Annotated in this window: 18 protein-coding genes; 13 read left to right on the top strand and 5 right to left on the bottom strand. The window is 42.0% G+C overall.

The window, feature by feature from the left end:
- The first annotated feature begins 531 nt into the window (after positions 1-531).
- The 7 genes from pnp (at position 532) to O3601_RS01785 (ending at position 8,194) form a co-directional block, all read left to right on the top strand.
- Entirely contained in the window at positions 532-2,745 is a 2,214-nt protein-coding gene (pnp, locus tag O3601_RS01815) for a polyribonucleotide nucleotidyltransferase (RefSeq protein WP_371470691.1), read from the top strand.
- Positions 2,746-2,760: 15 nt separating this feature from the next.
- Positions 2,761-3,378 carry a serine O-acetyltransferase gene (gene cysE, locus O3601_RS01810; protein ID WP_371470690.1) on the top strand — a complete coding sequence of 206 codons (618 nt, stop codon included), beginning with the start codon at positions 2,761-2,763 and terminating at the stop codon, positions 3,376-3,378.
- A gap of 10 nt (positions 3,379-3,388) precedes the next feature.
- Positions 3,389-4,273 carry a GNAT family N-acetyltransferase gene (locus O3601_RS01805; RefSeq protein WP_371470689.1) on the top strand — a complete coding sequence of 295 codons (885 nt, stop codon included), beginning with the start codon at positions 3,389-3,391 and terminating at the stop codon, positions 4,271-4,273.
- Between the two features lie 82 nt (positions 4,274-4,355).
- A complete protein-coding gene (gene cysS / locus O3601_RS01800; protein WP_371470688.1) occupies positions 4,356-5,699 on the top strand; it encodes a cysteine--tRNA ligase in 1,344 nt (447 codons plus the stop codon).
- Positions 5,692-6,078 carry a Mini-ribonuclease 3 gene (locus tag O3601_RS01795; RefSeq protein ID WP_000567927.1) on the top strand — a complete coding sequence of 129 codons (387 nt, stop codon included), beginning with the start codon at positions 5,692-5,694 and terminating at the stop codon, positions 6,076-6,078. The genes cysS and O3601_RS01795 overlap by 8 nt, the downstream gene beginning before the upstream one ends.
- Before the next feature lie 3 nt (positions 6,079-6,081).
- Positions 6,082-6,951, top strand: a complete 870-nt coding sequence (locus O3601_RS01790; protein ID WP_371470687.1) for a helix-turn-helix domain-containing protein — start codon at positions 6,082-6,084, stop codon at positions 6,949-6,951.
- A 112-nt stretch (positions 6,952-7,063) separates the two neighbouring features.
- Positions 7,064-8,194, top strand: coding sequence for an ABC transporter ATP-binding protein (locus tag O3601_RS01785; protein ID WP_000229952.1), 1,131 nt, complete (start codon positions 7,064-7,066; stop codon positions 8,192-8,194).
- Between the two features lie 95 nt (positions 8,195-8,289).
- On the opposite strand, the gene O3601_RS01780 is transcribed toward O3601_RS01785, so the two are convergent.
- The 5 genes from O3601_RS01780 to O3601_RS01760 form a co-directional block, all read right to left on the bottom strand.
- Positions 8,290-9,480 carry an oxidoreductase gene (locus O3601_RS01780; protein WP_371470685.1) on the bottom strand — a complete coding sequence of 397 codons (1,191 nt, stop codon included), beginning with the start codon at positions 9,478-9,480 and terminating at the stop codon, positions 8,290-8,292.
- A 144-nt stretch (positions 9,481-9,624) separates the two neighbouring features.
- Positions 9,625-10,284 (bottom strand): amino acid ABC transporter permease, encoded by a 660-nt coding sequence (locus O3601_RS01775; protein ID WP_371470683.1) that lies wholly within the window; start codon positions 10,282-10,284, stop codon positions 9,625-9,627.
- A gap of 9 nt (positions 10,285-10,293) precedes the next feature.
- The gene (locus tag O3601_RS01770) at positions 10,294-10,971 is read right to left on the bottom strand and encodes an amino acid ABC transporter permease (RefSeq protein ID WP_371470681.1); all 678 of its coding nucleotides are present in this window, start codon (positions 10,969-10,971) and stop codon (positions 10,294-10,296) included.
- Between the two features lie 12 nt (positions 10,972-10,983).
- Entirely contained in the window at positions 10,984-11,778 is a 795-nt protein-coding gene (locus O3601_RS01765; RefSeq protein ID WP_371470679.1) for a transporter substrate-binding domain-containing protein, read from the bottom strand.
- 10 nt (positions 11,779-11,788) lie between these two features.
- Positions 11,789-12,547 carry an amino acid ABC transporter ATP-binding protein gene (locus tag O3601_RS01760; RefSeq protein WP_001229569.1) on the bottom strand — a complete coding sequence of 253 codons (759 nt, stop codon included), beginning with the start codon at positions 12,545-12,547 and terminating at the stop codon, positions 11,789-11,791.
- A gap of 175 nt (positions 12,548-12,722) precedes the next feature.
- Here O3601_RS01760 and recJ point away from each other — a divergent pair, with 175 nt between their 5' ends.
- From recJ to O3601_RS01730, 6 genes are all read left to right on the top strand, one after another.
- On the top strand, positions 12,723-14,945 hold the full coding sequence (gene recJ / locus O3601_RS01755) for a single-stranded-DNA-specific exonuclease RecJ (protein ID WP_371470676.1): 2,223 nt from the start codon (positions 12,723-12,725) through the stop codon (positions 14,943-14,945).
- 288 nt (positions 14,946-15,233) lie between these two features.
- Entirely contained in the window at positions 15,234-16,895 is a 1,662-nt protein-coding gene (locus tag O3601_RS01750) for a ribonuclease J (RefSeq protein WP_371470675.1), read from the top strand.
- Positions 16,896-16,960: 65 nt separating this feature from the next.
- Positions 16,961-17,740, top strand: coding sequence for an alpha/beta hydrolase (locus O3601_RS01745; RefSeq protein WP_371470674.1), 780 nt, complete (start codon positions 16,961-16,963; stop codon positions 17,738-17,740).
- Positions 17,741-17,870: 130 nt separating this feature from the next.
- On the top strand, positions 17,871-19,091 hold the full coding sequence (locus O3601_RS01740; RefSeq protein WP_371470672.1) for an aminoacyltransferase: 1,221 nt from the start codon (positions 17,871-17,873) through the stop codon (positions 19,089-19,091).
- A gap of 4 nt (positions 19,092-19,095) precedes the next feature.
- Positions 19,096-20,328, top strand: coding sequence for a peptidoglycan bridge formation alanyltransferase MurN (murN, locus tag O3601_RS01735; RefSeq protein WP_371470670.1), 1,233 nt, complete (start codon positions 19,096-19,098; stop codon positions 20,326-20,328).
- A 78-nt stretch (positions 20,329-20,406) separates the two neighbouring features.
- Positions 20,407-21,108: a M57 family metalloprotease gene (locus tag O3601_RS01730; protein WP_371470669.1), complete on the top strand. Its 702-nt coding sequence runs from the start codon at positions 20,407-20,409 to the stop codon at positions 21,106-21,108.
- The last annotated feature ends 34 nt before the right edge of the window (positions 21,109-21,142 follow it).

The following is a 21,142-nucleotide window of genomic DNA, read 5'->3' as shown; positions in this document are numbered from 1 at the left end:
TGGTAAAGGCCGCACTTTTTAAGAAAAATATGATAAAATAGACTCTGTACGTACTTGATACAAAGATGAGGGTATTAAAAAAATAATGCATTTAAACCAAAAGTCTTAGATGATTTAGCATCAAATCTTTCTGATAACTAACGGTAGGAAAGAGCGACACGAGCGAGTCAAATCGATATTATTTGACGAGAGAGTTAGTAAAGCATTTAGCTAATCGCCTGATAGCGATTAGCGTGAAAGGTTTAGATGCTTTAGTATCAAACCTTTCTAATGATTTGTATCTTGAGTAATTGAACACGGGCTAAATCCCTAGTGAAAAAGATAGATTTCCTAGTGTGCATGGTACACTGCGTCAATCGAATGCTATCTTGAGCAATTGAACCCGGCCGAAAAGCTGTGTAAAAAAGATAAACTATCTTGTCTTCATCGAAGACTCCGTCAGTTTCCTATTTTTACTTTGCTTTTGACGTCCTTAGTATCTTGATCTTTGTAGGCAAGGCGTATAATTTCATCAATCCAAAGGGGATTAAAATGACAAAACAAGTGTTTCAAACGACTTTTGCGGGTCGTGAGTTAATTGTAGAGACTGGTCAGGTTGCTAAGCAAGCGAATGGCGCAGTTGTCGTACGTTACGGTGAGTCAACTGTCTTGACTGCTGCCGTTATGTCTAAGAAAATGGCAACTGGGGATTTCTTCCCACTCCAAGTCAACTACGAAGAAAAAATGTATGCGGCTGGGAAATTTCCTGGTGGCTTTATGAAGCGTGAAGGACGTCCTTCAACGGATGCGACTTTGACAGCACGTTTGATTGACCGTCCAATCCGTCCCATGTTTGCGGAAGGTTTCCGTAACGAAGTGCAAGTCATCAACACTGTGCTTTCTTATGATGAAAATGCCTCTGCACCAATGGCAGCTATGTTTGGTTCATCCTTGGCACTTTCTATCTCGGATATTCCATTCGACGGACCAATCGCTGGGGTGCAAGTGGGCTATGTGGATGGTCAAATCATCATAAACCCTAGCCAAGAACAAGCAGAGCAATCTCTCCTTGAATTGACAGTAGCTGGTACCAAACACGCCATCAACATGGTAGAGTCTGGTGCTAAAGAATTGTCAGAAGAAATCATGCTGGAAGCTCTCCTTAAAGGGCACGAAGCAGTCAAAGAATTGATTGCCTTCCAAGAAGAAATCGTTGCAGCTGTTGGTAAAGAAAAAGCAGAAGTGGAATTGCTTCATGTGGACGCTGACTTGCAGGCTGAAATTATCGCAGCCTACAACAGCGACCTCCAAAAAGCGGTTCAAGTAGAAGAGAAATTGGCTCGTGAAGCTGCAACTCAAGCAGTTAAAGACCAAGTGACTGCTGTTTATGAAGAAAAATATGCAGACCACGAAGAATTTGACCGTATCATGCGTGATGTGGCTGAAATCTTGGAACAAATGGAGCACGCTGAAGTGCGCCGTTTGATCACAGAAGACAAGGTGCGTCCTGATGGTCGTAAGGTCGATGAAATCCGTCCTTTGGATGCGGTTGTTGACTTCCTTCCTCGTGTTCACGGTTCAGGTCTCTTCACTCGTGGGCAAACTCAGGCTCTTTCAGTCTTGACCTTGGCTCCAATGGGAGAAACTCAAATCATCGATGGTTTGGATCCGGAGTACAAGAAACGCTTTATGCACCACTATAACTTCCCACAATACTCTGTAGGGGAAACTGGTCGTTACGGTGCGCCAGGTCGTCGTGAAATTGGTCACGGTGCTCTCGGTGAGCGTGCTCTTGCTCAAGTCTTGCCAAGTTTGGAAGAATTCCCATATGCTATTCGTTTAGTAGCAGAAGTTTTGGAATCAAACGGTTCTTCATCTCAGGCTTCTATCTGTGCGGGAACGCTTGCCCTTATGGCTGGTGGTGTGCCAATCAAGGCGCCAGTAGCTGGTATTGCCATGGGACTTATCTCAGATGGAAACAACTATACAGTCTTGACAGATATCCAAGGTTTGGAAGATCACTTTGGAGATATGGACTTCAAGGTTGCAGGTACTCGTGACGGGATTACAGCTCTTCAAATGGATATCAAGATTCAAGGGATTACTGCAGAAATCTTGACTGAGGCTCTTGCCCAAGCCAAGAAAGCGCGTTTTGAAATCCTTGATGTGATCGAAGCGACTATTCCAGAAGTTCGTCCAGAATTGGCTCCAACTGCTCCGAAGATTGATACCATCAAGATTGATGTGGACAAGATTAAGATTGTCATCGGTAAGGGTGGAGAAACCATCGACAAGATTATCGCCGAAACAGGCGTTAAGATTGATATCGACGAAGAAGGAAATGTATCTATCTACTCTAGTGATCAAGATGCTATTAACCGTGCCAAGAAAATTATTGCTGGTTTGGTTCGTGAAGCCAAGGTGGATGAAGTCTACCATGCCAAGGTTGTTCGTATCGAGAAATTTGGTGCCTTTGTCAACCTCTTTGACAAGACGGATGCCCTCGTTCACATTTCAGAAATGGCTTGGACTCGTACTAACCGTGTAGAGGACTTGGTAGAAATCGGTGATGAAGTCGATGTTAAGGTTATTAAGATTGATGAAAAAGGTCGTATCGATGCTTCTATGAAAGCTCTTCTTCCTCGTCCTCCAAAACCTGAGCATGAGGAAAAAGGCGAGAAGTCTGAGCGTCCTCACCGCCCACGTCATCACAAGGACCAAAAACCTAAGAAAGAATTTACAGAAACACCAAAAGATTCAGAATAAGAAAAGGAGAAATGTATGGGATGGTGGCGCGAAACCATTGATATCGTAAAAGAAAATGATCCAGCGGCCCGCACCACTTTGGAGGTTTTGCTGACTTATCCAGGTGTCAAGGCCTTGGCGGCCCACCGTCTCTCCCATTTTCTCTGGAAGCATGGCTTCAAACTCCTGGCTCGAATGCACAGCCAATTTTGGCGCTTTTGGACTCAGATTGAGATTCATCCAGGTGCCCAGATTGATTCAGGTGTCTTTATCGACCATGGTTCTGGTCTGGTTATCGGCGAGACTGCTATTGTTGAAAAAGGTGTTATGCTTTACCACGGAGTAACTCTTGGTGGGACAGGAAAAGACTGTGGCAAACGCCATCCGACCGTTCGTCAGGGTGCCCTTATATCAGCACATGCCCAAGTTATTGGCCCTGTAGAAATTGGTGCAAATGCCAAGGTCGGTGCTGCAGCAGTTGTCGTAGCAGATGTACCTAGTGATGTGACGGTTGTCGGTATTCCGGCCAAGATTGTCCGAGTTCATGGACAGAAGGATGAACCGACGATCCACGAAGTCGAAGAAAAACGAGAGTACTACGTCAATAAACTCGAGCAGGCTAAAGAAGCCAGTCACAGATCGTCTGGGTTGTAGAGGATACTATATGATTCAAGCAAGAAACAAGTTAAGCCAAGAGGAGTTATCTGAGGCGAAAAAACTAATTAACTGTTGCCAAAACTATGACGGTACCTATCGTGATCCCTATCTCTCTAACATGCTTAATTTTGACCCAAACATGCCCGCCTTTTTCCTTTATTATGAAAAAGGCGAACTTGTTGGTTTATTAACTGTCTATGCAGATGACCAAGATGTAGAAGTGACGATACTGGTTCATCCAGATCATCGCCGTCAGGGGATTGCGTGTGCATTGTTTACTAGTTTTGAGAGAGAAACAGCTTTTTTCTCTATTTGTTCAGTCACTTTTCAGACAGAGCGTGTTTTTCTAGACCGCCATCCTGATTTTGTTAGCAACTGGGGATTGGTCGAGGATGAAGAGACAGAAACTTGGTTAGGTAAGGATAGAAAACCTTATCCGTTAGCAAATATTTCCAATCTTGAAGTTTTGTTAGCAGATAGTTCGTATCAGGATCAAATTAGTCAGTTAAAATTTCAGGCATTCTCAGAGGAACATGAGTCTAGAGAGATTGTGGATAGATATGTCGCTGAAGCTCTGAAGGATCCAGAAAGTCGCTTATATATTTTGTTAAAAGATGGTCAGGTTATTGGAACTTGCACGGTAGATTTATCGACTAATACGAATTACTTTTACGGGTTAGCAATATCTGAACCTGAACGTGGGAAAGGCTATGGAAGTTACTTAGCAAAATCCCTTGTCAACCAACTAATTGAGCAAAATGATAAGGAATTTCAGATTGCAGTGGAAGATAGCAATGTAGGTGCCAAGCGCTTGTATGAAAAAATTGGCTTTGTCAAACAGACTCAGGTGGTTTATCTGAATGAGAAAGGAGCAAGGGATTCCGAAGTGTAGAGATATTCGGACTGAAATTCAATTGAACTCTTAGTGATGAAACTAACTGTTCTTGGATTTTGGTTTTCCTGACTATTATTTTATGATTAAAATCTATGACACTATGTATCGTGATTTGCGAGAATTTGTCCCAATCGAGGACGGCAAGGTTAGGATGTATGTCTGTGGGCCGACCGTGTACAACTATATCCACGTGGGGAATGCCCGCTCAACAGTGGCTTTTGATACGATTCGTCGTTATTTTGAGTACCGTGGGTATGAGGTTGCCTATATTTCCAATTTTACGGATGTGGATGATAAGATTATCAACCGTGCCAAGGAAGAAGGCATCACGCCTCAGGAGGTTGCGGACAAGTACATCGCTGCCTTTCGTGAGGATGTGACGGCCTTGGGCGTCAAACCTGCGACCCGCCATCCGCGTGTGGTGGAGTTTATGGCTGACATTATCCGCTTTGTGGGAGATTTGATTGAAAAAGGCTTTGCCTACGAGAGTCAAGGAGATGTCTATTTTCGTGTGGAAAAATCCCACAACTATGCCAAATTGGCCAACAAAACCTTGGAAGATTTGGAGCTGGGTGCTTCAGGTCGTACCGATGAAGAAACGGCTCGTAAGGAAAATCCTGTGGACTTTGCCCTTTGGAAAGCTGCAAAGCCAGGTGAGATTTCTTGGGATAGTCCTTGGGGACCTGGTCGTCCGGGCTGGCATATAGAGTGTTCGGTCATGTCGACAGAGATTTTGGGCGACACCATTGATATTCACGGTGGTGGAGCTGACCTAGAGTTTCCACACCACACCAATGAAATTGCCCAGTCAGAAGCAAAAACAGGAAAGACCTTTGCCAACTATTGGATGCATAATGGCTTTGTCAATATCGACAATGTCAAGATGTCTAAGTCTTTGGGCAACTTTATCACCGTACACGATGCCCTTAAAACTCTTGATGGCCAAGTGCTTCGTTTCTTCTTTGCGACTCAACATTATCGCAAGCCTATCAACTTTACAGAAAAGGCAGTTCGCGATGCCGAGACCAATCTCAAGTATCTAAAGAACACTTACGAACAATCATTTACAGGAAACGTGGATACCCAAGAGTTACAAGCTTTTAAAGACAAGTTTGTAGCAGCAATGGATGAAGATTTTAACGCGGCAAATGGAATCACAGTAGTCTTTGAAATGGCCAAGTGGATCAATTCTGGCAACTATGATGCAAGTGTCAAGCAAGCTCTTGCGGATATGTTGGAAGTCTTTGGAATTGTCTTTATTGAGGAAGTTTTGGATGCAGAGATTGAAGACTTGATCCAAAAACGCCAAGAAGCGCGTGCTAATCGTGACTTTGCGACAGCAGACCAAATTCGTGACCAATTGGCTGCTCAAGGGATTAAGCTCCTTGACACCAAGGATGGAGTGAGGTGGACTCGTGATTGATGTCAATCTCATTAACGGGATTGCGTTAGCTTTTGAGGGGGACGCGGTGTATTCTATGTATATTCGCCGTCATCTCATCCTCAAAGGTATGACCAAGCCCAATAAACTCCACCAAGAGGCGACAAAGTATGTCTCAGCCAAGGCTCAGGCTCGCCTGATTTCCCTTATGTTGGAGGAGCAAGTCCTGACGGAAAAAGAAGAGGAAATCTATAAACGTGGTCGCAATACCAATAGTCACACCAAGGCTAAAAATGCGGATGTGGTGACCTATCGTATGTCCACAGGTTTTGAAGCAGTCATGGGCTATCTCCATATGACTGAAAATCTGGAACGTCTTGAGAGCTTGATTTCTTGGTGCATCCAAAAAGTGGAGGGCTAGGACATGATTGCAAAGGAACTACAAGACTGGTTTCCTGAGGCTCAGATTTTAGATCAACCAGTAGAGAAAGAAGGCTATCTCACTCTCCCTTTAGCTTCTCAGCAGTGGATTTTGCTGGAAGAAGCTGGGCTCAGCGAGCGTGAAAAGCAGTTGGTTGCCCTTTTGACCCAGCAGGAGCAGGCTCGTTCGCTCAATCCTTGGTATTCTTATCTGATTGAGGGTAAGGGGCAAGCACCGCAAACTTTTAAAAAGATTCAGCTGGTCTATTGTCATCTTTCCTATTTTCAGCAGGAAAACCTGGCTTCTTGGCTGGATATGATGCGAACTCTTTTTCCGAACTGTCAGACCGTCCTTCAGGTCGGAGCTCAGGATTATGTTTTCGTACTTCAACAAGATAAGTATACACCTGTACGAGCTATTTTAAGTGATACGATTGAAGCAGTTGAGTATGACTTTGGACTTCGTCTCTCTATCATGTTAGGCCAGGTTTGGTTTCAGACAGGACATCAAGCCTTATCAGACTTAATCAAAGCGGAGCGGGATTTGTTTAAGACTTGGTGGCGTCAGGGTCACCAAGGTGTTCATACTTTTTCTCAGCTCTATCTTTGGAGTATGGGAGAAAGACTTGTGGACTTGAGAGCAATCAAGGAATGCTTGCACCAGATGATTTTGGATCAGGATCAGATTCAGGAAATCATTCTCTCTCTTTGGGAAAATAGTGCTGTCCTAACAAAAACAGCCCAGCAACTCTATCTGCACCGCAATTCTCTCCAATACAAGATTGATAAATGGGAAGAATTGACAGGGCTTCAATTGAAGGAATTGACTGACCTGACCCTGTGCTATCAGTTGATTTTACCAGATATTCTCTAAAGTTTTGTGCAAGTTGCACAGAACTTTTTTATTTTTTTGGTCACCTTGCCATAGAAATGTAAAGCGTTTTCATCTATAATAAAACTATCAAAAGACAAAAGGAGTTCACCTCATGGTAGAATTGAATCTTAAAAACATTTACAAAAAATATCCAAACAGCGAACACTACTCAGTTGAAGACTTCAACTTGGACATCAAAGACAAAGAATTTATCGTTTTCGTAGGTCCTTCAGGATGTGGTAAATCAACAACTCTTCGTATGATTGCTGGTCTTGAAGATATTACAGAAGGTACTGCATCTATCGATGGCGTGGTTGTCAACGACGTAGCTCCAAAAGACCGTGACATCGCCATGGTATTCCAAAACTACGCTCTTTACCCACACATGACTGTATACGATAACATGGCTTTCGGTTTGAAATTGCGTAAATACAGTAAGGAAGATATCGATAAACGTGTGCAAGAAGCAGCTGAAATTCTTGGATTGAAAGAATTTTTGGAACGTAAACCAGCTGACCTTTCAGGTGGTCAACGTCAACGTGTTGCCATGGGTCGTGCGATTGTCCGTGATGCAAAAGTATTCTTGATGGACGAACCTTTGTCAAACTTGGATGCCAAACTTCGTGTATCAATGCGTGCTGAAATCGCTAAAATCCACCGTCGTATCGGAGCTACAACTATCTATGTAACTCACGACCAAACAGAAGCGATGACACTTGCGGATCGTATCGTTATCATGTCAGCAACTAAGAACCCTGCTGGTACAGGTACTATCGGACGTGTAGAACAAATCGGTACTCCTCAAGAAGTTTACAAAAACCCAGTGAACAAATTCGTTGCAGGATTCATCGGAAGCCCAGCTATGAACTTCATCAACGTGAAATTGGTTGGTAGCGAAATTGTTTCTGATGGTTTCCGTTTGAAAGTTCCAGAAGGAGCATTGAAAGTTCTTCGTGAAAAAGGCTACGAAGGTAAAGAATTGATCTTCGGTATTCGTCCAGAAGACGTGAATGCAGAACCTGCTTTCCTTGAAACATTCCCAGAATCAGTTGTTAAAGCTACTATCTCAGTATCAGAATTGCTTGGTTCAGAATCTCACCTTTACTGCCAAGTTGGTAAAGATGAATTTGTTGCCAAAGTTGACGCTCGTGACTACTTGCAAACAGGTGCAACAGTTGAACTTGGATTTGACTTGAACAAAGCACACTTCTTTGATGTAGAAACTGAAAAAACAGTCTACTAAGATAAATAAAACTCAAAACACTGCTAGAAATCTGGCAGTGTTTTGATTATTTGTGTAGAAAAAACTCCTGGGATTTCCCAGGAGAGTATGAGTGGTTATTTAAATTTGAATCCTTCGTAAATAAGCTCTACTTTGGGATTTTTTTTCTTAATCTGTTTGGCAAGTGACTTCATCATAGAAAGAGGACCACACATATAGACGCTTGCATGTTCGGGTACTTCTTTTTGTTCAAAATTAAGATAGCCGTCTTTCCTACTGTCTACTAGATGGAGTTCAAAATTAGGGTTTTTCTGAGCATAGCCACGGAGCAAATCCAGATAGACTGCACTTTCCTCTCCGCGGAAGCTATAGTAGAAGTGAACCTGTTTATCCAAAATAGGATGTTCACGGATGTAAGAGATGAAGGGGGTGATCCCAATGCCTCCAGCAATCCAAACCTGATTTTCTCGTCCTTCTTCTATGATCATGTGTCCGTAAGCTCTGTCTAGGGTTACTTTACTGCCGACTTGAAGATTGTCATAGATATTCTTGGTATGGTCGCCTGAATTTTTAACAGTAAAGTAAAGAGTTTGACCGTGACCTCCTGAGATAGAAAAGGGATGCGGAGCACTTTCAAAGCCTTCCTGGAAAATCTTTAGGAAGGCAAATTGTCCTGCTTGATAGTTGAAAGGTCTGCTAAGATGGATTTGAATTTCTCTAGTATCGTGGTTTAAGCGTTTGAGATTGGTAATTTTCCCTAGATAGGGGAAGGAAATCTTTTGATAAAGGAAGATGATATAAAAACCGGACAGCAATCCTAAAAGGGCATAGCTACCAACAAGAAAACTTAGAAGATTAAATGTGAGAAGGCGATTGCCCATCATCATGTAGACGTGAAGGAGTCCAAAAATATAGGCTAGATAAACCAGGCGGTGAATCCACCGCCAAGCTTCGTATTGGATGTATTTGCCTAAATAGGCGACCAAGATGATACTGGCAAAGATATAGATGGCAAGATTGCCAAATTGAGCAGCTAATCGAGAGCTCCACAAACCGCCCATACTAAAGTTATGAAAGATTAGTAGGGTGATGGAGAGAAAGGCTGTGAATTTGTGGACAGTATAGACCTTCTCCAAACCGTGAAACCAGCTTTCTAGTAGTGGGAGACGAGTGGCTAGGATAAAGGTCAGAGATAGGCTTGTTAAAGCTAGTCCTGGAATCATGAATTGGGGAGAAGTGTTCATCCAGGTCAAAATAGTCAAGATAAAACTAGCTGTGATAAAGAGTAGTCCTTTGATTGATTTCATAGAAAATTCCATTTCATTTAGATTTTAATTTGTTGTAAATAAATTTGTTACATTTTATCATAGAAAAAGTATGGTGTCAAATTGAGGTCTATAAATATCTACTCTTATCAAAAAAACTCTCCAATTGAACTGGAGAGTGGTTGTTTATTCTGCAGCTTGTTGCCAACGTTTTGCTAGCATATGAGACAGGCTAGAAATGGCTAGGTTGAAGCTGAAGTAGATGAGGGCAATCAGGATATAAAGACTAAACACTTGCTCTGGTTCGAAATAACGGCCCATGAGAATTTGACTGGCTCCAAAGAGTTCTTGCAGGGCGATAACAGAGTAGAGAAGACTGGTATCCTTAATCACGGTTACAAACTGAGAAATGATGGCTGGCAGCATTTTACGGATTGCTTGTGGGAGAATGATGTGGTAGAGGATTTGTGCAGAAGTAAATCCTTGTGACATTCCTGCTTCATACTGTCCCTTATCCACAGCATTGAGGCCACCTCGGATAATCTCAGCTAGGGCTGCTGATGTAAAGAGGGTAAAGGCAGTGATTCCTGCTGGTGTGGATTTCATTTTGAACACTAAAAAGATAGTGAAAATCCAGAGGAGGTTGGGAACATTACGCACAAACTCGATATAAATGCTGGAAATAATGCGCAAGATAGGATTTTTGCCATTTCTCATGACAGCTAGAACCGTACCGATGATGGTAGAGAGGATGATAGCAATCAGAGAAATATAGAGGGTCAAGCCAAATCCTTTAAAGATAAAGATTAGGTTATCTGGGGTCAAAACTTCTAAAATGGATTCCATAGTAACCTCCTAAAGTGAATAGGCTTTTTTGTTGGCTTGCTCCATCTTGCGACCAAACTGGGCAACAGGGAAGCATAGAGAAAAGTAGAGAAGGGCAGCACCTAGAAAGGCTGGGATGTAGTTTCCGTGGAGAGCTGACCAAGACTTGGTCACAAACATCAAGTCCACTCCAGAGATGATAGCGACTGTCGAGGTATTCTTGATGAGATTAACGATTTGGTTGGTCAAAGGAGGGAGAATGATACGGAAAGCCTGGGGCAAGATAATCAAACGCATAGCACTGATATAGGTAAAACCTTGCGACAAGGCGGCCTCCATCTGACCGCTAGGAATAGACTGAATCCCTGAGCGAATCACCTCAGCAATATAGGCGCCGTGATAGAGGCCCACGCAGAGAACAGCTGTCCAATAAATCGGAATCATAATGGTGTGGTCACTGATAAGAGGTAGGCCATAAAAAACAATAACAAACTGCACCAAGAGGGGAGTGTTTTGGTAAAATTCCACAAATATGCGAGCTAAAATGCGCAAAATTGGACGTTTGCTGGCTGACATGGCTCCAAAGAAGATGCCCAAGACCATGGCGAGGATAAAGGATCCGATCGCTAGGGCAAGGGTGAAGAGGAAGCCATTGAAAAATTGTCCAAAATCCTGAAAATAGGCAGTCCAAGATGATAAATCTGTCATAGGGTATCCTCCTTAATCTGCTGTATGGCTAGATGGTTTGAGCTTGTAACGGTCATAGAGTTTTTGCAAACTGCCATCCTTGCTCCATTTAGTAACCAAGTTATCGAGATAGTCGTTGAGCTCGGTATTTGATTTCTTGGTAACGATACCGTAGTCAGATGGCTTGAAACTATCATCTAGTAGTACTGTGCGCTTGCTAATGTAGCCAGACAGAATAGAGCGGTCAACGGAAAAGGCATCGATACGATGAGCGTGTAGGGAAGTAATCAATTCTGGGTAGGAACCAAGTTCGACGAATTTAAAGGTTAGACCTTTCTTTTTACCCAGTTCGGTAATTAGGCGTTGGGTAATGGAACCTTGGGCAACCCCGATGGTTTTACCATTTAGATCCTCAATCTTTTTGATTTTGGCAGATTTATTGACCAAAAATCCAGATGCGTCCGTGTAGTAGGGACTGGTAAAGTTGTAGAGTTTTTTGCGTTCGTCTGTAATGGTGAAGGTTGCGATATCCATATCGACCTGTTCATTGTCTAGAAGGGGGCCACGGGTTTGTGCGGTAACAGGTACATAGCGAACCTTGACCTTGAGCTCATCGGCTACCATCTTGGCTAAGTCCGTTTCGATACCAGAATAGGTTCCTGTCTTAGGATCCTTGTAGCCGAAATTGGGAACGTCTTGTTTGACACCGACAACCAGCTCGCCTCTTTTTTGAATGGCTGCGACACTGGTATCAGCCTGAACTGGTTTTGCAGCAGTAAGGCCGAAAAGGCTAATCACTAATGTGGATAAAAAGAATTTCTTTTTCATAGGCGCCTCCTTATTTGACTTTGTCACTTTCGTGGTTGATAATTTTGCTGAGGAATTGTTGGGCACGAGGTTCGCTTGGATTGTCGAAAAAGTCATCGACATCGGTCGTATCTACCAAAACTTCTCCGTCAGCCATAAAGATGATGCGGTCAGCAACTTCACGGGCGAAGCCCATTTCATGGGTAACGACAATCATATTCATACCATCGTGGGCTAATTTTTGCATAACTGCCAGAACATCACCGATGGTTTCAGGGTCAAGGGCAGACGTTGGCTCATCAAAGAGAAGGAGTTCAGGATGCATAGCGAGGCCACGTGCAATGGCAATCCGTTGTTTTTGTCCACCAGACAGCATGGCTGGATAAGAATCTTTCTTGTCCCACATATTTACAAATTCCAGATATTTTTGAGCTGTTTTTTCAGCTTCTTTTTTATCAATTCCTAGAACTTTTATGGGTGCGAGTGTTACGTTTTCTAACACTGTTTTGTGAGGGTAGAGGTTAAAATGCTGGAAAACCATGCCGACTTCCTTGCGAAGAGGAACTAAATCTTTCTGACTGGCACCAGCAACTTGGTGTCCATTGACTAGAAGACTTCCCTTGTCGACAGCCTCCAAACCATTGATGGTACGGATAAGAGTGGATTTCCCAGAACCGGATGGTCCGAGTAGGACAACGACTTGTCCTTTTTCAAAACGGAGATTGATGTCGCGGAGTGCGTGGTAGTCTCCGTAATATTTTTCGACGTGTTCAAATTCTACTAAAGCCATAAGGAATCTCCTTTGTGTTAGATTTTATAACACGATTTTACACCAAAAGATTTTTCTTGTCAAATCATATCTTAAAAATTCACTAAAATTTTATAAAAAAGCAATCTGGATAGAGAAAAAGCCTAAATCATGTTATAATGAAGCAATAGAATTCTTAGAAAGAGTGGATGTCTTTTTGATAACACCTACTTATGAATGGCAGTTTGCCCCGCAGGTAGAAGATGCGGATTTTACAAAGATAGCCAAGAAGGCTGGACTGGGTCCTGAGGTGGCTCGGTTATTATTTGAAAGAGGGATTCAGAACCAAGAAAGTCTGAAGAAGTTTTTAGAACCTTCCTTGGAGGACTTGCATGACCCTTATCTGCTCCATGATATGGATAAAGCAGTGGAACGGATTCGTCAGGCTATTGAAGAAGGGGAAAATATTCTCGTTTACGGTGATTATGATGCAGATGGTATGACTTCGGCTTCTATTGTGAAGGAAAGTTTGGAACAGCTTGGTGCCGAGTGCCGTGTTTACTTGCCCAATCGTTTTACTGATGGCTATGGTCCAAATGCTAGTGTTTATAAATACTTTATCGAGCAAGAAGGGATTTCTTTGATTGTGACGGTGGACAATGGGGTTGCTGGTCATGAGGCTATTGAATTGGCCCAGTCTATGGGAGTGGATGTCATTGTGACTGACCACCATTCCATGCCTGAAACCCTGCCTGATGCCTATGCCATCGTTCACCCTGAACATCCAGATGCGGACTATCCTTTTAAATATTTGGCTGGTTGTGGAGTGGCCTTCAAGCTGGCTTGTGCCCTTTTAGAAGAAGTACAAGTGGAATTGCTTGATTTGGTCGCTATTGGTACCATTGCTGATATGGTGAGTTTGACGGATGAAAATCGCATTTTGGTGCAATATGGTCTGGAAATGTTGGGACATACTCAGCGCATTGGTCTACAAGAAATGCTGGACATGGCTGGGATTGCTGCTAACGAAGTAACAGAAGAAACGGTTGGTTTCCAGATTGCCCCTCGTTTGAATGCCTTGGGCCGTTTGGATGATCCCAATCCTGCCATCGATTTGCTGACTGGGTTTGATGATGAGGAAGCGCATGAGATTGCCCTTATGATTCATCAGAAAAACGAAGAGCGCAAGGAAATCGTCCAGTCTATCTATGAAGAAGCTAAGACCATGGTGGATCCTGAGAAGAAGGTTCAAGTCTTGGCCAAGGAAAGCTGGAATCCTGGGGTTCTAGGGATCGTGGCTGGTCGCTTGTTGGAAGAACTAGGGCAGACAGTCATCGTTCTTAATATAGAGGATGGTCGTGCCAAGGGCAGTGCTCGTAGTGTGGAAGCGGTCGATATTTTTGAGGCTCTGGATCCTCATCGAGACCTCTTCATCGCCTTTGGCGGTCATGCTGGTGCGGCTGGCATGACGCTGGAAGTTAAGAAACTCTCAGATTTATCTCAGGTCTTGGAAGACTATGTCCGTGAAAAAGGCGCGGATGCTGGTGGCAAGAATAGATTAAACCTAGATGAAGAGTTGGATTTGGAGAGTTTGAGTCTTGAAACAGTCAAGAATTTTGAACGTTTGGCACCTTTTGGCATGGACAATCAGAAACCTATCTTTTATATAAAGGATTTTCAGGTCGAAAGTGCTCGTACTATGGGAGCAGGCAACGCCCATCTCAAGCTGAAAATTTCCAAGGGTGAGGCGAGTTTTGAAGTGGTAGCCTTTGGCCAAGGTAGATGGGCAACAGAATTTGCTCAAACCAAGAATCTAGAGTTGGCAGTCAAATTGTCTGTCAATCAATGGAATGGTCAAACTGCCCTCCAGTTGATGATGGTGGATGCGCGTGTGGAGGGTGTCCAACTCTTTAACATTCGTGGGAAGAATGCAGTCTTGCCAGAAGGAGTTCCAGTCTTGGATTTTGCTGGGGAACTGTCCAATCTAGTAAATAGTGGTGCTGTGGTTGTAAAAACCGTTCCAGAGGATATTACTCAGCTGAAGACCATTTTTCAGAAACAGAATTTTTCCGCTGTCTATTTCAAAAATGACATTGACAAGGCCTATTATCTGACAGGTTATGGGACTAGAGATCAGTTTGCCAAATTGTACAAGACTATCTACCAGTTTCCAGAGTTTGATATTCGCTACAAACTGAAGGATTTGGCTACTTATCTCAATATCCAACAAATCTTGCTGGTCAAGATGATTCAAGTATTTGAAGAGCTAGGCTTTGTGACGATCAAAGATGGGGTCATGAAAGTCAATAAAGAGGCACCAAAGCGGGAAATCGGAGAAAGTCAGATTTACCAAAATCTCAAACAAACCGTCAAAGACCAAGAAATGATGGCGCTGGGTACTGTGCAAGAAATTTATGACTTTTTAATGGAAAAAGAATAGCAGATAGGAAAGAGTTGGGAAACCAGCTCTTTTTTAAAAACAAATCTTCATTTTGAAAATCATCAAAAAAATGGTATAATGGTAGGAAAAGATTCGGCTAATATTCAATGAAAATCAGAGAGCAAACTAGGAAGCTAGCCGCAGGTTACTCAAAACACTGTTTTGAGGTTGCAGATGGAAGCTAACGTAGTTTGAAGAGATTTTCGAGGAGTATAAAAGTAATAGTGCTTTTAGAATAAAAGGGTAAGCAACCCTATAATCAAGATAAATTAAGCTTTCGGAGGAAAAATGAGTAATATCAGTTTAACAACACTTGGTGGTGTGCGTGAAAATGGGAAAAATATGTATATCGCTGAAATCGATGGATCTATTTTCGTTTTGGATGCAGGTCTAAAATACCCTGAAAATGAACAACTAGGGGTGGATGTGGTTATTCCCAATATGGACTACCTTTTTGAAAATAGCGATCGTATCGCTGGGGTTTTCTTGACCCACGGCCATGCGGATGCCATTGGTGCTCTGCCTTATCTCTTGGCTGAAGCCAAGGTGCCTGTATTTGGATCTGAGCTGACCATTGAGTTGGCCAAACTCTTTGTCAAAGGAAATGATACAGTTAAGAAATTTAATGATTTCCATGTCATCGATGAGGATACGGAGATAGATTTTGGAGGGACTGTGGTGTCCTTCTTCCGTACGACCCACTCTATCCCAGAAAGTCTGGGTGTGGTCTTGAAGACAGCTGAGGGTAGCATCGTTTACACAGGTGACTTCAAATTTGACCAGACAGCTAGTGAATCTTATGCGACAGACTTCGCTCGCTTGGCAGAAATCGGTCGTGATGGAGTTCTAGCTCTTCTTAGCGATTCAGCCAATGCAGATAGCAATATCCAAGTGGCTAGTGAAAGTGAAGTTGGGGACGAGATCACTCAAACCATTTCGGACTGGGATGGTCGTATCATCGTTGCGGCGGTAGCCAGCAACCTCTCTCGTATCCAGCAGGTGTTTGACGCTGCGGATGCAACAGGCCGTCGTGTGGTCTTGACAGGATTCGATATTGAAAATATCGTCCGCACTGCTATTCGCCTCAAGAAATTGTCTCTAGCTAACGAGAGTCTTTTGATTAAGCAAAAAGATATGTCTCGCTTTGAAGACCATGAGTTGATTATCCTTGAGACAGGTCGTATGGGTGAGCCTATCAATGGTCTTCGCAAGATGTCGATTGGTCGCCACCGTTATGTGGAAATCAAGGACGGTGACCTAGTCTATATCGTAACCACTCCGTCTATCGCTAAAGAAGCAGTTATGGCGCGTGTGGAAAATATGATTTACCAAGCTGGTGGAGTTGTCAAATTGATTACCCAAAGCTTGCGTGTGTCAGGACATGGGAATGCGCGTGACTTGCAGTTGATGATTAATCTCTTGCAACCTAAGTATCTCTTCCCAATTCAAGGGGAATACCGTGAGTTGGATGCCCATGCTAAGGCTGCTATGGCAGTAGGTATGTTGCCAGAACGCATTTTCATCCCTAAAAAGGGAACCAGCATGGCTTATGAGAATGGAGACTTTGTCCCAGCTGGAGCAGTTTCGGCAGGGGATGTCTTGATTGATGGGAATGCTATTGGTGATGTTGGAAATGTGGTTCTTCGTGACCGTAAGGTCTTGTCAGAGGATGGTATTTTCATCGTAGCAATTACCGTTAACCGTCGTGAGAAGAAAATTGTGGCCAAGGCTCGTGTTCATACGCGTGGATTTGTTTATCTCAAGAAGAGTCGCGATATTCTCCGTGAAAGTTCAGAATTGATTAACCAAACGGTAGAAGACTATCTTCAAGGAGAAGACTTTGACTGGGCAGATCTTAAAGGGAAGGTTCGGGATACTCTGACCAAGTATCTTTTTGATCAAACTAAGCGTCGTCCAGCAGTTCTACCAGTAGTCATGGAAGCAAAATAATCGTTGAAATAAACAGAGGGAAAGTCGAATTTCGGCTTTTTCTTATCGGAAAATAGAGGAAAAATATGGCAGTAATGAAAATAGAGTATTACTCACAAGTTTTGGATATGGAGTGGGGGGTGAATGTCCTTTACCCTGATGCCAATCGAGTGGAAGAACCAGATTGTAAAGACATTCCCGTCTTGTACCTCTTGCACGGGATGTCTGGTAATCATAATAGTTGGCTCAAGCGGACCAATGTGGAACGCTTGCTTCGAACTACTAATCTTATCGTCGTCATGCCCAATACCAGTAACGGTTGGTACACCGATACCCAGTATGGTTTTGACTATTACACAGCTCTAGCAGAGGAATTACCAGAGGTTTTGAAACGCTTCTTCCCTAATATGACCAGCAAGCGTGAAAAGACCTTTATCGCTGGTCTCTCTATGGGAGGCTATGGCTGCTTTAAACTGGCTCTTGCTACAAATCGTTTCTCTCACGCAGCTAGTTTTTCAGGCGCCCTGAGCTTTGAAGATTTTTCTCCTGAAAGCCAAAATTTGGGAACACCGGCTTATTGGAGAGGTGTGTTTGGGGAGATTCAAGATTGGACAGCTAGCCCTTATTCTCTTGAAAGTTTGGCTAAAAAATCGGATAAAAAGACCAAGCTGTGGGCTTGGTGCGGCGAGCAGGATTTCTTGTATGAAGCCAATAATCTGTCAGTGAAAAACCTCAAAAAACTAGGCTTTGATATGACCTATAGCCATAGCGCTGGAACTCATGAGTGGTATTATTGGGAAAAACAATTGGAACGGTTTTTAAAAACTCTACCGATTGATTTCAAATTAGAAGAGAGATTGAGCTAATTTTTTATAAATAAACCACCATTTATAGTTATTCTTGGCTTAAAAACAATGCTGGAAGTCTGTTTTCACTAGACTTTTCAAACGAAAGTAGTAGAATAGTAATAAGATATTGGAGGAAAGAGAGTAAGAAATGTACCGTTATCAAATTGGCATTCCCACATTAGAATATGATCAGTTTGTCAAAGAACATGAATTAGCTAATGTATTACAAAGCAGTGCTTGGGAAAAAGTGAAATCTGATTGGGATCATGAGAGATTTGGTGTCTATGAAGAGGGGAAGTTACTGGCTGTGGCTAGTATTCTCATAAAATCTCTTCCTTTAGGCTATAAAATGTTTTATATTCCAAGAGGTCCTATATTGGATTACAGGGATATAGAACTTTTAAAGTTTGTCCTGCAGTCTATTAAGTCTTATGCTCGTAGCAAGAGAGCGGTTTTTGTGACTTTTGACCCAAGTATTTGTCTATCTCAACATTTGGTTAATCAAGATAAAACAGAATATCCTGAAAATCTTGCTCTTGTTGAGATTTTAGGGCAATTAGGAGTGAAATGGTCTGGGCGGACAACCGAGATGGATGATACCATTCAGCCTCGTATTCAGGCGAAAATATATAAGGAAAATTTTGAAGAAGATAAATTTTCTAAATCAACGAGGCAAGCTATCCGAACAGCACGAAACAAAGGGCTTGAGATTCAATATGGTGGACTGGAACTATTAGATTCATTTTCGGAGTTGATGAAAAAAACTGAGAAGCGAAAAGAGATTCATTTAAGAAACGAAGCCTATTATAAAAAATTATTAGATAACTTCAAAGAAGATTCCTATATCACGCTAACGAGTTTGGATGTTTCTAAGCGTTTAAGAGAATTAGAAGAACAGTTAGAAAAAAATAGAGTAGTTGCAGAAAAATTTAATGATGCAACCAAACCTTCAAAAATTCAGGAAAATATAAAAGAAAAAGAACGTTTAGAAGAGGAAATAGATTTCTTGCAGGGATATATGAATATGGGAAAATCAAACATTCCGTTAGCGGCTACTTTGAGTTTGGAATTTGGTACTACCTCTGTCAATCTATATGCTGGTATGGATGATGATTTTAAACGTTACAATGCACCAATTTTAACTTGGTATGAAACGGCTCGCTATGCCTTTGAGCGAGGTATGTTGTGGCAAAATTTAGGTGGTGTTGAAAACTCTCTCAATGGTGGACTTTATCATTTTAAGGAAAAATTTAATCCAACGATTGAAGAATATTTGGGAGAATTTACAATGCCTACCCATCCTCTCTATCCTCTGTTAAGACTTGCTCTTGATTTCCGTAAAACATTAAGAAAAAAACATAGAAAGTAAGTATATGGTACTAACAACACTCACGAAAGAAGAGTTTCAGACTTATTCTGATCAGGTTTCTTCTCGTTCTTTTATGCAATCTGTCCAGATGGGTGATTTGCTAGAAAAAAGAGGGGCTCAAATTGTTTATCTTGCTTTAAAAAAAGAAGGAGAAATTCAAGTTGCAGCTATGGTTTATAACTTGCCCATGTTAGGTGGTCTGCATATGGAGCTCAATTCGGGTCCGATTTATACCCAACAAGATGCTCTTCCAGTTTTTTATGCGGAGTTAAAAGAATATGCCAAGCAAAATGGTGTCTTAGAGTTGCTTGTAAAACCTTATGAAACTTATCAAACTTTTGATAGCCAAGGTAATCCAATAGATGTTGAGAAAAAAAGTATCATTCAAGGTTTAACTGATTTGGGTTATCAATTTGATGGTTTGACGACAGGATATCCAGGTGGGGAACCGAATTGGTTATATTATAAGGATTTGACTGATTTAACTGAAAAGAATTTACTTAAAAGTTTTAGTAAAAAGGGGAAGCCTTTGGTGAAAAAGGCTGAAACGTTCGGCATTAGGTTAAAAAAGTTAAAACGTGAAGAACTATCGATTTTTAAGAATATAACAAAAGAAACCTCTGAACGTAGAGAATACAGTGATAAAAGTTTAGAATATTATGAGCACTTTTATGATTCATTTGGAGAACAAGCGGAGTTTCTCATAGCAAGCTTAAATTTTTCGGAGTATATGAGCAAATTGCAAGGTGAGCAAAGTAAACTAGAAGAAATCTTGGACAAGTTGCGACTTGATTTGAGTAAAAATCCTCATTCTGAGAAAAAACAAAATCAACTGAGAGAATATTCTAGTCAATTTGAAACTTTTGAAGTTCGAAAAGCAGAAGCGAGAGATTTGATTGAAAAATATGGAGAAGAAGATATTGTTTTAGCCGGGAGTTTATTTGTTTATATGCCTCAGGAAACGACTTATCTCTTTAGTGGTTCTTATACTGAGTTTAATAAGTTCTATGCCCCTGCACTGCTTCAAAAATATATTATGTTGGAAAGCATAAAACGTAGAATACCTAAATACAACTTCCTAGGGATTCAAGGGATTTTTGATGGAAGTGATGGTGTTTTACGTTTTAAACAGAATTTTAATGGCTATATTGTACGCAAAGCAGGAACTTTCCGTTATCATCCATCACCTTTAAAATACAAAGCTATTCAGTTATTCAAAAAAATATTAGGACGTTAAGATGAAAAAGTCAGTATTTAGCTTTCTTTCAGCTTGTTTTAGTAAAATAATTTTTATTTGCTAGAAAGGTGGAGAGATATGCGCTGGCTTTTTCGTTTGATAGGGGCTTTCTTTTCTTTTGTGTGGCGTTTGTTTTGGCGCCTGGTTTGGATAGTTGTTCTCTTATGCGCTCTTGCTTTTGGTTTTCTCTGGTATCTGAACGGGGATTTTCAAGGAGCGCTAAAGCAAGCAGAACGGTCAGTCAAGATTGGTCAACAAAGTATCGACCAATGGGAAAAAACAGGGCAACTGCCTAAGTTGAACCAGACAGATAGCCATCAACACTCTGAAGGAAGATGGCCACAGGCTTCTGCTCGTATTTACCTGGATCCGCAAATGGATTCACGCTTTCAAAAAGCTTACTTAGAAGCGATTCAGAACTGGAATCAAACTGGTGCTTTTAACTTTGAAATTGTGACTGAGTCCGGCACGGCGGATATCTTGGCTACTGAGATGAACAACGGAAACACTCCTGTGGCAGGAGAGGCGGAAAGTCAGACCAATCTCTTGACGGGTCAATTCTTGTCTGTAACGGTGCGGTTGAATCACTACTATCTGTCCAATCCTGACTATGGCTATTCTTATGAACGCATTGTCCATACGGCGGAACATGAGTTGGGTCATGCGATTGGCTTGGACCATACAGATGAGAAATCAGTGATGCAACCGGCCGGTTCCTTTTATGGTATCCAGGAAGAGGATATTGCAAACCTCCGAAAAATATATGAGACCAGTGAGTAGTGAACAATCTTTCCCTACTTTTTTGTTATAATGG

Source organism: Streptococcus sp. 20925_1_69 (genome assembly GCF_041432365.1).
Classification (GTDB): Bacteria; Bacillota; Bacilli; order Lactobacillales; family Streptococcaceae; genus Streptococcus.
The sequence above is the reverse complement of the archived record's forward strand: the minus strand, read 5'-3'. Positions and strand labels throughout refer to the sequence as shown.